Annotated in this window: 15 protein-coding genes; 5 read left to right on the forward strand and 10 right to left on the reverse strand. The window is 39.9% G+C overall.

Annotated elements, in window-relative coordinates:
- Nucleotides 1-38: 38 nt before the first annotated feature.
- Nucleotides 39-1,712 (forward strand): PP2C family protein-serine/threonine phosphatase, encoded by a 1,674-nt coding sequence (locus tag PLEUR7319_RS0123085; RefSeq protein ID WP_019507607.1) that lies wholly within the window; start codon nt 39-41, stop codon nt 1,710-1,712.
- A 688-nt stretch (nt 1,713-2,400) separates the two neighbouring features.
- Here the strand turns inward: PLEUR7319_RS0123085 and PLEUR7319_RS0123090 are convergent.
- Nucleotides 2,401-3,093 carry a PHP domain-containing protein gene (locus PLEUR7319_RS0123090; RefSeq protein WP_026102723.1) on the reverse strand — a complete coding sequence of 231 codons (693 nt, stop codon included), beginning with the start codon at nt 3,091-3,093 and terminating at the stop codon, nt 2,401-2,403.
- A 194-nt stretch (nt 3,094-3,287) separates the two neighbouring features.
- Here PLEUR7319_RS0123090 and PLEUR7319_RS0123095 point away from each other — a divergent pair, with 194 nt between their 5' ends.
- Both PLEUR7319_RS0123095 and PLEUR7319_RS0123100 read left to right on the forward strand, forming a co-directional pair.
- A complete protein-coding gene (locus PLEUR7319_RS0123095) occupies nt 3,288-4,175 on the forward strand; it encodes an AEC family transporter (protein ID WP_019507609.1) in 888 nt (295 codons plus the stop codon).
- 244 nt (nt 4,176-4,419) lie between these two features.
- A complete protein-coding gene (locus PLEUR7319_RS0123100; RefSeq protein ID WP_019507610.1) occupies nt 4,420-5,892 on the forward strand; it encodes a Rieske 2Fe-2S domain-containing protein in 1,473 nt (490 codons plus the stop codon).
- Nucleotides 5,893-6,016: 124 nt separating this feature from the next.
- Here the strand turns inward: PLEUR7319_RS0123100 and sir are convergent, their stop codons facing one another.
- Together sir and PLEUR7319_RS0123115 are read right to left on the reverse strand one after the other, a co-directional pair.
- A complete protein-coding gene (gene sir / locus PLEUR7319_RS0123105) occupies nt 6,017-7,951 on the reverse strand; it encodes a sulfite reductase, ferredoxin dependent (protein ID WP_019507611.1) in 1,935 nt (644 codons plus the stop codon).
- Between the two features lie 435 nt (nt 7,952-8,386).
- Nucleotides 8,387-8,848: a Fur family transcriptional regulator gene (locus PLEUR7319_RS0123115; RefSeq protein WP_019507613.1), complete on the reverse strand. Its 462-nt coding sequence runs from the start codon at nt 8,846-8,848 to the stop codon at nt 8,387-8,389.
- 144 nt (nt 8,849-8,992) lie between these two features.
- Between PLEUR7319_RS0123115 and PLEUR7319_RS0123120 the strand changes: the two genes are divergently transcribed.
- Together PLEUR7319_RS0123120 and PLEUR7319_RS0123125 are read left to right on the forward strand one after the other, a co-directional pair.
- The gene (locus PLEUR7319_RS0123120) at nt 8,993-9,469 is read left to right on the forward strand and encodes a CRR6 family NdhI maturation factor (RefSeq protein ID WP_019507614.1); all 477 of its coding nucleotides are present in this window, start codon (nt 8,993-8,995) and stop codon (nt 9,467-9,469) included.
- Between the two features lie 68 nt (nt 9,470-9,537).
- Nucleotides 9,538-10,392 (forward strand): GNAT family N-acetyltransferase, encoded by an 855-nt coding sequence (locus PLEUR7319_RS0123125; RefSeq protein ID WP_019507615.1) that lies wholly within the window; start codon nt 9,538-9,540, stop codon nt 10,390-10,392.
- A gap of 157 nt (nt 10,393-10,549) precedes the next feature.
- Here PLEUR7319_RS0123125 and PLEUR7319_RS38975 read toward each other — a convergent pair whose 3' ends face one another.
- The 7 genes from PLEUR7319_RS38975 to murA form a co-directional block, all read right to left on the reverse strand.
- Nucleotides 10,550-10,669: a photosystem II reaction center protein J gene (locus PLEUR7319_RS38975; protein ID WP_019507616.1), complete on the reverse strand. Its 120-nt coding sequence runs from the start codon at nt 10,667-10,669 to the stop codon at nt 10,550-10,552.
- A gap of 57 nt (nt 10,670-10,726) precedes the next feature.
- Nucleotides 10,727-10,846, reverse strand: a complete 120-nt coding sequence (locus PLEUR7319_RS39615; RefSeq protein ID WP_071592938.1) for a photosystem II reaction center protein L — start codon at nt 10,844-10,846, stop codon at nt 10,727-10,729.
- A gap of 9 nt (nt 10,847-10,855) precedes the next feature.
- Nucleotides 10,856-10,990: a cytochrome b559 subunit beta gene (gene psbF, locus PLEUR7319_RS39620; RefSeq protein WP_071592939.1), complete on the reverse strand. Its 135-nt coding sequence runs from the start codon at nt 10,988-10,990 to the stop codon at nt 10,856-10,858.
- 27 nt (nt 10,991-11,017) lie between these two features.
- Nucleotides 11,018-11,263: a cytochrome b559 subunit alpha gene (psbE, locus tag PLEUR7319_RS0123135; RefSeq protein WP_019507617.1), complete on the reverse strand. Its 246-nt coding sequence runs from the start codon at nt 11,261-11,263 to the stop codon at nt 11,018-11,020.
- Nucleotides 11,264-11,349: 86 nt separating this feature from the next.
- Entirely contained in the window at nt 11,350-12,405 is a 1,056-nt protein-coding gene (locus PLEUR7319_RS0123140; RefSeq protein WP_019507618.1) for a photosynthesis system II assembly factor Ycf48, read from the reverse strand.
- 130 nt (nt 12,406-12,535) lie between these two features.
- Entirely contained in the window at nt 12,536-12,919 is a 384-nt protein-coding gene (locus PLEUR7319_RS0123145; RefSeq protein ID WP_019507619.1) for a rubredoxin, read from the reverse strand.
- Between the two features lie 197 nt (nt 12,920-13,116).
- Nucleotides 13,117-14,442 carry a UDP-N-acetylglucosamine 1-carboxyvinyltransferase gene (gene murA / locus PLEUR7319_RS0123150; RefSeq protein ID WP_051044463.1) on the reverse strand — a complete coding sequence of 442 codons (1,326 nt, stop codon included), beginning with the start codon at nt 14,440-14,442 and terminating at the stop codon, nt 13,117-13,119.
- Nucleotides 14,443-14,558: the final 116 nt, after the last annotated feature.

Genomic DNA, 14,558 nt, shown 5'->3' on the forward strand with positions numbered 1-14,558 from the left:
CAAATTTTTTATTAGTAACAAATTATTGGTAAAAACTAATGTTAACTATTATCAAATCTCGATTTGATCCTAGGAAAGCTCGTATATCTAAACAAGTTATTTGGTTTGTTTTCGGTAGTATTATTGCTATTGAAGGTATTTTACTTATTCCCTCAATCTTCAAACGACAGCAACAATTAATCGAGCAGGTAAGAGAAATTACTGCGGGCAAAATTGCCGTAATCATGCAAACAGCTGAGTCAGAATCATCCGATCATGAATTATTGTCGCGGGTTAGCCTTCTTCAGAATCAAAATAAACCTTTAAATTTGATTGGCAAACTTCAGCACGTAATTACTGGCGGCGCACTGTATACTGCCGATGGAGAACTAGTTGGTACTTTTGGTGAACAACCGGAACTTTCCTTTAAGAGAATCGATAACCAAAAGCAAAAATCTTTAATTTATGACGATGGCTATGATGCTACTTGGCTACCAGAAAAGCTTGGAAGAGACTATATCCTAATTTGTCGTCATGATATATCAACGGTAAAGAGTGAGTTAAATTACTATACGCTCATCATGAGTAGCTTAGTAATTGTGCTGTCAGTTTTGGTTACAGGAATAGTCTGGATAACTTTAAAACCATTATTAATTAGACCAATTCTTTCCCTCAGAAGCGATTTGCTCAAGGTAGGGGAAGCCATCAGCCAAGATCGAGAACCTCCAGAGTTTGAATCGGCTGCAATTAAACGTCAGGATGAGTTGGGAGATGTAATTATCGCCTTTAACAGAATGTATCAGCAAATTTTTGAGGCAATTAGTAAACGTAAACTGGCAGAAATTGATTTACAAAAGAGTTTGAATAAAGTTCAAGCCTACTCTCAACAGTTAGACAGTGAATTGCAGAAAGGTCGCCAAATACAACTAGATTTTCTCCCCAATAGGAATAACATCAAACATTTTTATCATAAGTTTGGCTGGGAAATCGCCACTTATTTTAAACCTGCTCGTCAAGTGGCAGGAGACTTTTACGATTTATTTGAGCTGCCAAATGGCAATATCGGATTGGTTATTGCTGATGTTTGTGACAAAGGTGTAGGAGCAGCACTTTTTATGGCTTTGTTTCGTAGTCTAATTCGTATTTTTTCTAATTCAGTTCAATTAGTAGAAGGAGTGGCACCTACTCTGCTTCTTGAACAAGAAGACTCTATCTCAATTAATCTCTTTCATTTTAAAGCTTTGCAAGCGGTTTCTTTAACCAATGATTATGTTGCCGAACATCACTGTGAGTTGGGAATGTTTGCCACTGTTTTCTTTGGCATCTTAGATTCATCGACTGGTCTGCTAACCTATATTAATGGCGGACATGAGTCTTTGATCGTACTCAATGCCCAAGGGGGTATTAAAGAAACTCTTGAGCCTACAGGTCCTGCAGTGGGAATGCTACCAGAGGCAAGTTTTAAGATTAATCATACTTATATCAAACCAGGAGATATCCTCTTTGGATACACAGATGGAGTTCCAGAAGCTCGTAACTACGACGGTAATTTTTTTACCAAGGAAAAATTGCTTTCCATTTTGAGGCTTCCTTTTTCTTCGGCGACTGCTCTATTAAAACACATTGGTAATGTTCTCAAAGAACATAAAGGTGCAGCCGAACAGTATGATGACATTACCCTCATGGCTGTGCGCTGGATACCAAAGTCGGGCATTGTTCAAAAACGCTGCTAAGGCTGAAGTAAGTAGACATGAATTGGGATTAAACCATTCTTGATCGGCTGAGAGCTGAAAACCGAGAGTAAAGCTCCTTTTAACTTTTTGTGAGAGAAGTCTCTACGCCTCTATAGGCTAGGGATGAATCGAAACGGGGCTTATAAAGAAGGCAGCGCGTTGGCGGGGCACCTGCGGCTAATCCCTTGGTCCCGCTTGAAGCGACTGCGCAGCGCAATGCGATTACGCCCACTGCCCCTCCAGGGGCAACGAAGGGTTGAGAGTTAACACTTTAGAAACACAAAGGCATTCTTTGGCCGCATGTATCTTCATGTTCCAGTGGTTGTAATTGCTGTATTATATTCATCAGCAAAAGCGGGGATGATTAGATGTAGGTGCTGCTTCCGAACTATCCGTTGTATAAATGTCTAAGTAGCCTATCAGTCTAGTCTTTTTAGAAATACTGATAGCCTCGATGCGTACCGCGGGTTCTAAATTTGTAATCAAGTACAAGAGTGAACAAAATCAAAATCTACAACCGCACGGAACTGGCGGTTCTGGGTACTGAGGATGAGTAGGACCAATAGATAGCAAGCTATTTAGAGGCATTGACCTGCGAAGTGCCAAACTCCGTAGACGAATAAGACCGTCACGAAGCTAAGTCGAGGTTTGGGAAACTCCTACCTCAGCGATAGCAGGTAGGAGTAGTTCATATACGTTGCAACAAACTTAGTCCATGACTGTCAGTGCCACAAGTGCTGTAAAGATTGTATTGGGCAGCTAATTCTTGAACTCTTTGAGTTTGAGCAGGGGAGGGTGTCCATATTTGATCTTTGGTGTAAGCGTAATAGGTTTCTACACCGTCGATACCTAGGTCAGCAGCAGCAGGGATTAATTCTAGTGCTGAACGACGATAGCGTTCTGGATGAGCCAATACAGCTAAACCTTCTGCTTGATGAATACTGTCAATTACTCTTTTAGCTTCGGCATCTTCTCCTTGAGGTTTGTCTCCTTGAAGGTATAGCTCCAAACTTGGGTGTTCGGGATCAAAACCATAACCTAGGATATGGACTTCAACTTCTAGCAACTGAGAAGTAATTTCAAATCCTGTCCAGAGATGGGGCAAGTCTTTGAGCCCTTGATTAGTTGATAGCTGGACTAGATATTGTTCTGCTTGTCGATAGCCATCAACTGAATGATGGTCGGTAATCGCAAAACCTTGAAGTCCGATACCGATCGCTTGCTCCACTAAACCCAATGGTGTTAATCTGCCATCAGAAGCATTAGTATGCATATGGAAGTTATAGGAATAGGGGCAACTAATAAAGTTTATAGTTTCCCAGACACTTCTGAGGTAATTAGTGTCTTGTGCTTTGGGTTTGAGAGAGGAAGTTAAGAGCATACCCATCAAAGAGGGAGTAAATGTTTCTAATTGTTACAAATACCATAACAAAATAAAAACCCTACTGAAAAGCGATCCCTGAATCTTTTTGCTTAAGAAAAGGTTAAAACCCTTGACAGTTGTACGAAGACACGATCTCATAAAAACGAGATTAATTTTTTAATATAACCATAAAATTATCTAATGACTCGTACATGACGACCTTACTTCCTGCTGTATTGCCTGTAGGCTTGATAATCTTGATTGGCTTTATTGCTGGTCGTACTTTGCCGCTACAACGCTCCACCCTATCTCAATTAGCATTATTTGTCTTATCTCCAGCGTTGGTCATTGATAGTTTGTATCGTACTCAATTATCTATTGCTAGCTCGGGAAAATTACTAATTGGTTTTGCCATTACTTCTGGTTTAATTTATGCTGCCGTAAAGCTAATTTGTAAAATCTTGCGCCTGCCCCCATCGACAACTACTGGCTTAACCGCCACTGTTTTATTTCCCAATAATGGCAATATGGGTTTACCAGTAGTTACTTTTGCCTTGGGTGATCCAGGTTTAGAAAGAGCCGTAATTTATATGATCGGCTCGAGTTTTCTGATGTTCTGTTTTGGTCCAGCTATCATTCAGGGCAAGGGAATATTGCCAGGTTTAAAATTAATCCTTAAGCTACCTCTGATCTGGGCACTTTTATGCGGTGTAGGTTTACGTTTGTTCTCAATTCAATTTCCCTTTGACCTAGATCAGGGCGTTCAACAGTTAGGTGCAGCAGCTATTCCTATCGCTTTGATCTTACTGGGAATACAGTTGTCAGAGACTCGCTTTCAACCTGGGGTCAAAGAAATCTTGGGTGCGATCGCCCGTTTATTAGTCGCTCCTCTGATTGCTTTTTATGTGGGGAGATTTCTACAGTTAGAGCCTCTCAATTTACAGGTATTAGTTTTACAAAGTGCGATGCCCACTGCTGTAAATTCTTTCATCTTAGTTAGTGAATTTGGTGGCGATCAAGAGCTAGTAGCCAAAGCGATCGTCACTTCTACTTTGATGAGTTTTATTACTTTACCGTTAGTTTTATCCTTACTGTTGTAATTATCTTTTAGCAGAATTAAAGCAATTTTGGTATGAGTGCGATTGACTCTGCCACCGCCCAGAGGGCGATTCCCCGCCGGGCTTGCACTTGAATGGGTGTACGCTCCGCGATTGAGCGAAGCTCACCGCCATAGGCGATTGGACTCCGTCCAGGCTCCGCGATCGCTTATTTTTCAAACAAAATTTAACTTACACTAAATAAAAGTTAACTTATTTTAATACTAGATAATTTTAGTTTTCCATTATGGCTATTGAAACTAACCTCCAAAACAATTTAAATAGCAAAACCACATCCTTTTTAAAGGAAGCAGAAACAACGTTTCAATGGACGAAGCAATGGTATCCAGTAGCCGTAGCTGAATTTCTGGCTCCGTTTAGACCCCATCCAATACAGTTATTGGGAAAAGACTTGGTATTATGGCAAGATAATGCTGAGAAATGGCATTGCTTTGAGGATTTTTGTCCTCATCGGTTAGCACCATTGTCTGAAGGGAGAGTAGAATCAGATGGCACACTATTGTGTGCTTATCATGCTTGGCGTTTTGATGGAGAGGGAAATTGTGTTGGCATTCCACAATCTAAAAATAAAGAAACTGAGACCAAAAACTGCGCTAATGATAAGTCCTCTGCTGTTGTTTATCCCACTCAAGAACTTCAGGGTTTAGTTTGGGTGTGGGCTGAATCTGGAGAACAAGCACAACTGGAAAGTCAATTAAGACAACCTCGCACTATTCCCGAACTGGATGATAATTCTGGCAAAGTTGTTAAACCTTTTTGGAATATTCGAGATTTGCCCTATGGTTGGGATTTTTTTATGGAAAATGTCGCCGATCCCGCCCATGTTCCCGTTTCCCACCATGGTATTATGGGTAGCCGTTACGAAGATGCTAAGTATTACGATATGCATCGCCTAAGAGAAATGTCTACTCAAGAGGGATTCTCGTTTGAGATAACGCCCACTGCACCTACTGTTGAGCGCGCTATTAATGATTTTCGACCACCCTGTCAGATGAGGATTGTCACCAGCTATAAAGATGGGGGGATGCTAATCTTGGCGTTGTATGCTGTTCCCACTCGTCCCGGTTGGTGTCGTCATATTGGTAGGCAGATTTTAGTTAAAAATGATCGGGGTAAAACTCCCCCAGGTTTAGGATTTTTTGCCCTACCGATGCCAATTTGGTTGGGTCATGTATTAGCTTCTTTGTTTTTGCACCAAGATTTAGTATTTTTGCACTATCAAGAAAAAATTGTCTCGAAAAAAAGTAAAAATAGATGGTTAGATGCAGTTTATACTCCTAATCCTCAAGATAAAGCGATCGTTACTTTTCGTCAGTGGTTGGCAAGGAAAGCTGGAGGGGGAGTAGCCTGGGATGCAGATTGTAATAGTCAGCTACCCCATCCCGAATTAGATAAAGAAAAATTGTTTGATGTTTGGGCAACTCACACTCAACATTGTCGAGTTTGCCAAGATGCTCTTAAAAATATCAATCGTTTAACAGTATTAAGTTATATTGGAGCGATCGCCTGTTTGTTTCTAGCTTTATTTATAGATGAACGCTATCTTGCCACCGAAGGTCTGAAAGAAGTGGTATTTCCATCTTTAGAATTTTGGATAGCAATTATAAGTGCAATAATTTTGGCAACAGGAGGATATTTATTAAAGAAACTGAGTCGGCTATTTTATGTTTACAAGTTTAGCCATGTCGACAATGATTGAAGTCCACATAACACATTGTAGTTGTTGGCTGACGTGAATTCGATAATTAGAAAAAATAAAAAGGCTACCACTAGGTAGCCTCTTGAATGAGTATTTTAAGTCCTTGCTAATGATGAAATGATGATTAAGCTTCTTTACTCTTAGTAAAATAATCGCTTAAAGCGTCGGCTATAATCTGGTTCATAGGTCTTCCTTCTTTTTGAGCGACCTCTTTTAGACGAGGAAAAATATCATCGGGGACGCTAACACGGCGTTGGTTTTTACGAAACTTGCGTTTGGGAGTAGTATCTGTATCCATATAGCTTCCTATTGTATATTTTGCAGCAAATTCACGAATGGCATCAAATCCAACCCGACTACAGAATTGACCAAAGCTTTCTTTGGATTTACGGTTCTGTTTGAAGAAAACAAAAATAGGCTCAAAGAACGTTTCTAGTTCTTCTACTGGCATTTTTTGTTCGTAAGGTTGGGCAAGCTGAGTTTGGTTGGGAGTGCCTCCTAGCCAAATTTGATATTTTTCAGGCGCACTACCAACGAAGCCTAGCTCTGCCATGTAGGGACGAGCGCAGCCGTTGGGACATCCAGTCATCCGAATCACAAAGTGTTCGTCTGCCATTCCTAGTTTATTCAATAATATTCTGATGCGATCGGTAATTCCTGGTAAAGCTCGTTCGGATTCTGTTACTGCTAGTCCACAAGTGGGTAATGCAGGGCAAGCCATTGAATAGCGAGTTAGAGGCTCAATCGCGTTGGGATTAGTCTCAATTCCCCGATTGGTTAAAATATTTTCAACTGTTTCTTTTTGTTCTGTCGAAATTTCGTAAAGAATAATATTATGATTAGCAGACAGGCGCATCGGCAGATTGAGCTGCTGCACGATTTCTCTCAGGGCAGTTTTGAGCTGAAAAGCACCTTCATCTTTAACTCTGCCATTTTCTACGCCAATACCGAAAAACCACTTTCCATCTCCCTGTTCGTACCAACCCAAAAAATCTTGATATTGCCACTTGGGTAATTTTTTATATGGTTTGAGTTCTTTGCCAAAATAAGATTCAACCTTGGCTTTAAATTTCTCTACTCCCCAATCATGAATTAAATACTTCATTCGGGCATGACGACGGTTATGGCGATCGCCATAATCTCTTTGAGTAGCCACAATTGCCTTGACTAGATCGTAAACATCTTCTTTATCTATATAGCCAATCTCGTCAGAAGTCCGGGCAAAGGTTTCCTCCTTATTATGAGTGCGACCTAAGCCGCCTCCAGCTAAGACGTTAAAACCTTTTAGTTCCCCTTGTTTATTAGTCATCACCACTAGGCTAATGTCGTGGGTGTAGACATCAATGGAGTTATCTCCAGGCACGGTAACGCAGATTTTGAATTTACGGGGCATAAACTGCTGACCGTAAATTGGTTCAGGACTTCCCTCAACAATCATGCCTCTACCCTTACTTTGTCGGGCAGCTTTGACCTCTGGAGCTTCTTCGGCACTAATCGCTTTTTCTCCATCTAGCCAAATTTCGTAATAGGCACCACTTTGAGGGTTTAAAAGATCGGCAATGTTATTGGCATATTCAAAAGCATACTTATATTCGGGTTTATTCTTGAATGGTGCTGGAGGAGACATTACATTGCGATTTACATCTCCACAGGCACTCAAAGTAGAACCCATACTCTGAAGAATATTTTGAATTACCTCTTTGAGATTTTTTTTCAAAATCCCGTGAATTTGAAAGCCTTGACGAGTAGTGACCCTAAGGGTGTGGTTGCCGTACTCTTCTGATAAGCGATCCAAAACTAAAAATAGTTCTGGAGGAATAAATCCCCCTGGACTACGAGTACGCAGCATCATCTGATAGTCTTTTTCTTGACCTTTGACTCGATTATCTCGATTATCCTGCTGATAAGAGCCATGAAACTTCAGAATTTGGATGGCATCTTCAGTAAAGTGGGTCGTATCTTGCTGAAGCTCGGTTAAAAGAGGTTCTCTTAAATAATCACTTCGTTCTTTTAATTTTTCTAATTTTGATACTTTCGTCGGTGTAGGAGTGTGAACCATGTTTCTTTTAAATAGATATCAAGAAGATTTATTTTGTGCGGCTGCTTCACGGTTAAAGGCTTTTTAAATCTTAGCGTTTACGATTGGCTTTGCCACTGCCTAGAGGGCTATTGCATAGCATCTCAAAATATTGAATTAGAACAAGCAAACGATACAATTATTTTTATGTTTGTATGTTTATTTTTGCTCTCTTAAATTAAAAAATTTATGTCTAATAAACCGATCATTAGGCGTAAATTTGAACCTTGCAAATAGGAAGCAATCACCAAGTTGTTAATTTAATTGCCAAAATGGGATTTCAGCCTAACCTAAAGACTGTAGACATTCAGCTTATTAGGCTTGGGGAACAGTATTTATTTTCTCACTTTGGTAACAAGGAACACAAGTTTTTACTTCTAATAACCATAGATATTTATATTATTATTCTTAATCTTTTTATTTAGCTCCCCGATCAGCCTTGACTGAATTCTGATAGCCAAAAAAGTCAATACGATAATCTGTAATCCTAACTCCTGTTTCAGATTCAATTTTTTGCAATAGCTCTGGGGGTAGCTCAATTCGCAAGTCAATGATTTGATTTGTATCAAGACAGTTGATATGGCTATGTGAATCGCTGATATTACCGTATAGTCTGCCATCAGAACGCTCAACACACTCGATTATGCCTCCAGCAGACAAGGCATCAAGGTTCTGATAAACTGACGTATGACCAATGTCTTTTCCTTGTTGATTGAGTAAATCGTATATTTTTCTGGCGGAAAGATGTTCTTTTTTTTCCCACAGCAATTCTAATATATAACGACGCTGGCGACTAACTCGCATTCCTTGTTCTTGACAGCGAGCTAAGGCATCGTCTAAAGATTTGATTGGCGTGAGATTTGCCTCTGGAATTTTCATAGGCGAGGCTGGATTATTTTAGGCTTATACATACTCATTACCACTTTAACTTAAAATATATCTAGATGTCTATCATTTAACCAGTAAGGTTAATTTTAGCTTAATAAAATTTTGCCCCTATTCTCTAATTTTGTAATATTACTTGTGACTATAAAGTTAGTTCTGGAAACCCAAGCTCTACATGATTTAAATTTGTCTGTGGTTAAAGAGGCACTTTCTCCCTTACTGCAAGACAATAAAATTGCTGATTATGAACAGCAATTACAGTTCGCGATTGACTATCAACGAGAAGCCGACGATCCTCGTGAGCTATCAGAAATACCAGAAATTAGACTGTGGTTTGTCCGTCTAGACTCTGTTTATCCTTGGCTACCATTTTTACTAGATTGGAAAGCAGGAGAACTAGCCCGTTACGTGGCGATGTTAGTACCTCATCAATTTAACCGTAGCGAAGGTATTATTTTTAATCCTGAGGCTTTAGAGTTGTTTGTAATGAACAAGATTTTTGTCTTATCGGACTGGCTACAACAGCAGAATATCCCAGCGCGATCGCGTTTGAAATCGATGGCACAATTGTTTGGTTATGAGTTGGATGATGCCTTTTTTGAGATGATTTCATAACTTGTTGCTAACATGATTTATTAGTTGAGGCTGTTAGTTATTAGTTGTTAGTTGTTAGTCATTGAAAAATGAAGCTCGCTAGTTTTGACAATCCTACTGAATATTATCAGAGGGTTGAGAGTTATTTGTTGCAAAATGAAGCAATTCATTGCTTGCTAATAGGTCTAAGCAATGCTTTGTGTAGTTCTCAGAAAAACAATGCCAATTTTCCTTATCTGGTAACTGTCGAGCATGATGGAATAATTGCAGCTACAGCTATACGTACTTCTCCTCTTCGAAGATTAGTTTTATCTAAATCGACAGACTTAAAAGCGATCAACTTGATTACTGAAAATGTGGTGGCACTCCCAAATAAATCTTTGCCTGGCGTGATTGGACTAAAATCAGAAGCTACAACTTTTGCTCTTACATGGCAATCTTTGACAGGACAAACATATGAACTAGCTTTTGCCATGCGGATACATCAGCTAGAGACAGCGCAATCAGTAACAAAGACTTCAGGTAGTTTTAGGATGGCTACAGAAAACGATCGCTCTTTATTAACTAATTGGATACAAGCTTTTGAAGAAGAAGCTTTGGGAGACAGTGAACCAAAATCAGACTGTCAATCATGGTTTGAGAAAAATCTACAACAAAAAAGTCTTTTTATTTGGCAAGATAAAGTGCCAGTATCTATGGCAGCTTTTGGTGGTGCAACACCCAACGGTGTCAAAATTAATGCAGTTTATACTCCGCCAGAATTTAGAGGTATAGGTTACGCAACATCTTGCGTGGCTGCTTTGAGCCAACAACTACTTAATCAAGGCTATAAGTACTGCTTCTTATTTACTGACTTAGCTAACCCCACCTCAAACCATATCTACCAAAAAATTGGCTATCAGCCTGTATGCGAAATATCCAACTATAATTTTAAATATTCTTAGTAAAAAGCTTAGAGCTTAGAGCTAAAAACAGGTTCATTATTTTTCCTGATCAATAAAACAACAATAGCCAAAAAAATACCGCCAAGCTCAAAAATACTAGGCGGTTTTTAGCTTTAATTATGAAATTTTTCCAGGTGTTACTTGATGGTATAGAACTCTACATTGCAGAGCCAACACCAGCATAAGCACCGTAGAAAAAGATACCAACAACTGCGATGACACCCATGCCAGCTACTGTAGCGACAATCCACAAAGGAATTCTTCCATCTGCAAACATTGTTCTCAATCTCCTACTTGCTAATAATAATTAAATTGATCGGATATATCGGCTTGTTTAGTTAAAGAAATAACTGGAAAACAAGATACCTAGAACAGCAATCAAAAGTAACCCTAAGTAAAGGGAAGTACGATTTAGTTCTACGGGTTGTTTGTTAGGGTTAGTATTTCTGTCCATTGGTTGCTCCTATCTTTGGATGAACTGCATTGAGGCGATCGCGCCTAAGAAGAAAACAGTGGGTACTGCTAAAGTGTGAATAGCCAACCATCTAACAGTAAAGATGGGGTAAGAAATGGGTTGATTAGGGTTATTACCTGTCATATTTTTTTACCTTTTTCGTAAACAATTTTATTGATTAAATTCCTTGATTTGATCCTTAGCTTCATAGCGATCGCTTAAAATGGGCAGCTCAATTCGTTCTTGAGTAAAATACTCGTTAGGACGAGGAGTACCAAAAGCATCATAAGCTAAACCAGTACTAACAAAAAGCCATCCGGCAATAAACAGCATAGGAATAGTAATACTGTGAATTACCCAGTAGCGAATGCTAGTAATAATATCGGAAAAGGGACGTTCTCCTGTATCTCCTGCCATATCTTCTATTTCTCCTTATTAAAAGTTTTAAAGCTTAGTTTACATAATACGAAACAAGGGTCGCTGCCTACAACTAGAAACAGTTATTAAGTTGCAGCACCAGCCTCGGGAACATATTTTAGTAATGTTCCACGTTCACCCAGAATAAAGCCTTTTTGCGAGGACATGAAGACTACCTTGTAGAAGTTAGAAGGGGCATCTTCCACATCACGGTCTTTTGACCAAGTCTGACCGTTATCTGGGCTCACTAACAGATTAGCACTACCCCCTGCCAACCAGATCTCTTCTGGGGTACGATGACCTAGGTCTAAAAATCCCCAACTAGCGGAAAATTCTGGGGAAATTGGATCTTCCCAATCTTCATAGCCTTCTGAACCACTAAATTGAACCTGACCACCACGAGCCAATAACCACAGGCTACCATCTTCGTTGAAGCCCATATTTTGTAAACGACGAGAAGAAGTTCTCTGGTGAGGAGCCCATTCAGTGTCACCTGGTTCCCAAGTAGAATAAAAATTACCCTTAGCAGAAACTGCGACGTATCTGCCGTCATTGGAGCGATGAATATTGCGGGCTACTCCGACTGAGCCTTCTACTAGAGCTTTCCAATTTTTACCGCCATTGGTAGTCTTATAAATTGCTCCTAAGTTGGTTACCATCTCAGCAGTCGACTTACCTAGAGCAATAATATCAAGAGGAGCTCCCGGTAACTTGGCACTCAGAGGAATTCTTGTCCAACTTGTACCACCATCTTCGGTATGTAATAAAATTGATGGCTGACCTACAATCCAACCTTCGTCTCCATCAAAACTAACAGCTTCTAAAGAAACTTTTTCCTCACCGATATCAATCGATTTTTGTGACCAGGTTTCTCCGCCATCATTAGTTTCAAATAGGGTTGCCTGGGTTCCAGTTAACCAGCCGCGATCGGGATTACTAGTAAAAGCAATATCAGAAAAAATTGCTTCCGTAGGTAAAGTTAAAGTCTTCCAGGGGTTAGTGGTAGTGGAAGGTACCTGACTACAGCTAATACAGAATATACAAACTGCAAATAAAATAGCTACTTGCTTTAATTTTTGAATGTGGGGAATACGTCGTTTTACGGCACATATCCAACCACGTTGTTGAATCGATAAACTCATAAATGTTCTGGTGACTGATTAAGGCAGATAGAAGCGATGTTTGGTATTGCTTAAATGGCAGAGCCAGGAGAATGACAGTTTCAACTTTCAAACTATCTTTCTCCACACCGCAAGCATTCAGATAAAACTGCTAGTTTAAGCCATATAAGCTAAGGAAAAACAAGAAACCTAAACCCAATGCACCAAAAATCAAAATATTTTTCTGGGCAGGAGTTAGACGATTAACACCAAAACCATAATCTAAATTATCGGCAAAGCCTGAGGGGGCCCCCTGTGCGCCAATATTGGTAAATTGATTTGTACGAACTCCACAGACAGGACAACGCCAGTCACTCGGCAAATCGGTAAAAAGAGTTCCTGGGGGAATCTCTCCTTGATTGTCTCCCTTAGATGGTACGTAGACATAGCCGCAAGAGCGACACTCGTAGCTTGATGGTGCTTGTTCTGCAAGAGTTTTCTCTTTGGAGAGGGACTCCTCTGGGACTGACTGTTCTTCTTTAGCTGGCTCACTCATTGCTTTATATTAAGCAAATATTAAAATATCTTTCTTTTATGAATTATTGCACAAAAAAGCACGGGAGGATTAAAAGGATAAAGGCTAAGAGCAAAAGGATGACAAGAAATCCGCCACTATGCCCCATGCTGCCACTACTTAATTTCCCGTGCTAGTTATTTGTAGCTTTTGTAACTTTTTTTTAAATATCAGCAGTGTTAACTACCGGAAGGAATAATACGCTTTAGTCTTGCCCCTAAATTACTAAGTTTGGCTTCTAAATTCTCATAGCCCCGATCTAAGTGGTGTAAACCATGAACAGTAGTTTTACCCTCAGCAGCTAAACCAGCAAGCACCAAAGCAGCAGAAGCTCTCAAATCCGTTGCCATAACTGGCGCACCAGAGATAATTGGTACCCCCTGAACGATGGCATGATTGCCTTTGACCCTGATATTGGTTCCCATACGTTGTAATTCGGCTACATGACGCAAACGATTTTCAAATACAGTTTCACTGATCACGCTATTGCCCTTACTGATACTTAAGAGAGCAGTAAATTGCGCTTGCATATCTGTAGGAAAGCCAGGATAGGGCAAAGTTTCTATATCTGTACCATAAAGTTCTCCTGGGACAATGCGCAATCGTTGGGATTTGACATTTCCACCAAATATTTTCCCGTCATCTGATTCAGCTATCACCTGACAACCAATTTCATTGAGTTTAGCGATAACTGGAGCTAAATGTTCGGGAATGACTGAGGTTAAAGTGATTTCTGAGTGGGTAATTGCTCCTGCGACTAAAAATGTACCTGCTTCAATGCGATCGGGAATAACATGGTAGTCAACAGAATGTAATTCAGAAACTCCCTGAATAGTAATGGTATTTGTGCCAGCACCACTAACATTGGCTCCCATGGCGTTACAGAAGTTTGCTAGATCTACTATTTCTGGTTCTTGAGCCGCATTTTCAATTTTAGTCTCGCCTTCAGCTAAAGTTGCTGCCATTAAGATTGTTTCTGTTGCCCCAACACTAGGATAGTCTAGGTAAATGTTGGTTCCTTGTAAACGACCTTTATTCCCTACTAGGTTGGCGTGAACAATACCATCTTCGATAGAAACATTAGCTCCCATTGCCTGTAAACCTCGCACATGAAGATCTACTGGTCTGGCACCGATCGCACATCCTCCGGGAAGAGGAACACGAGCCGTTCCTAGTCTAGTGAGTAATGGTCCAATGACAAAAAAACTAGCTCTCAACTGAGAAACAACATCATAAGGTGCTTCTGTTGGGTTAATATTTTTGGCATCAATTTCCAGAACATCATCAGTTTGTTTGAGCATAACTCCCAACGATGTGAGAATTTGACCCATACGCTTGATATCAACCAAATTAGGAACATTGCGTAAGGTACATTTATCAGCACAAAGTATTGAGCCAGCCATCAAAACAAGAGCTGAATTTTTAGCACCGCTTATTTGGACTTCTCCTCGAAGAGAAGTACGTCCTAGTATTTCTAGAACTGGCTGGGGAGCTTCAGTGGTGATTGAAGATTGGTTTAAGTTAGAGATAGAGATAATGGCTTTTTCCTCTTGTTAATAAATAAATGAATTTAATTTGAGCGTTTACAGGGTAGTGGAGAATAAACTCCTGAAATTTAATC

This window comes from Pleurocapsa sp. PCC 7319 (assembly GCF_000332195.1).
In the GTDB taxonomy this organism is placed as follows: domain Bacteria; phylum Cyanobacteriota; class Cyanobacteriia; order Cyanobacteriales; family Xenococcaceae; genus Waterburya.

Coding starts and splice junctions, on each gene's coding strand:
- PLEUR7319_RS0123090 (WP_026102723.1), bottom strand. CDS start 3,093: ATGCTCTTAACTTCCTCTCTCAAACCCAAAGCACAAGACACTAATTAC.
- psbF (WP_071592939.1), bottom strand. CDS start 10,990: ATGACAGGTAATAACCCTAATCAACCCATTTCTTACCCCATCTTTACT.
- PLEUR7319_RS39615 (WP_071592938.1), bottom strand. CDS start 10,846: ATGGACAGAAATACTAACCCTAACAAACAACCCGTAGAACTAAATCGT.
- PLEUR7319_RS0123085 (WP_019507607.1), top strand. CDS start 39: ATGTTAACTATTATCAAATCTCGATTTGATCCTAGGAAAGCTCGTATA.
- PLEUR7319_RS0123100 (WP_019507610.1), top strand. CDS start 4,420: ATGGCTATTGAAACTAACCTCCAAAACAATTTAAATAGCAAAACCACA.
- PLEUR7319_RS0123140 (WP_019507618.1), bottom strand. CDS start 12,405: ATGAGTTTATCGATTCAACAACGTGGTTGGATATGTGCCGTAAAACGA.
- PLEUR7319_RS0123125 (WP_019507615.1), top strand. CDS start 9,538: ATGAAGCTCGCTAGTTTTGACAATCCTACTGAATATTATCAGAGGGTT.
- PLEUR7319_RS0123115 (WP_019507613.1), bottom strand. CDS start 8,848: ATGAAAATTCCAGAGGCAAATCTCACGCCAATCAAATCTTTAGACGAT.
- PLEUR7319_RS0123145 (WP_019507619.1), bottom strand. CDS start 12,919: ATGAGTGAGCCAGCTAAAGAAGAACAGTCAGTCCCAGAGGAGTCCCTC.
- psbE (WP_019507617.1), bottom strand. CDS start 11,263: ATGGCAGGAGATACAGGAGAACGTCCCTTTTCCGATATTATTACTAGC.
- PLEUR7319_RS38975 (WP_019507616.1), bottom strand. CDS start 10,669: ATGTTTGCAGATGGAAGAATTCCTTTGTGGATTGTCGCTACAGTAGCT.
- PLEUR7319_RS0123095 (WP_019507609.1), top strand. CDS start 3,288: ATGACGACCTTACTTCCTGCTGTATTGCCTGTAGGCTTGATAATCTTG.
- sir (WP_019507611.1), bottom strand. CDS start 7,951: ATGGTTCACACTCCTACACCGACGAAAGTATCAAAATTAGAAAAATTA.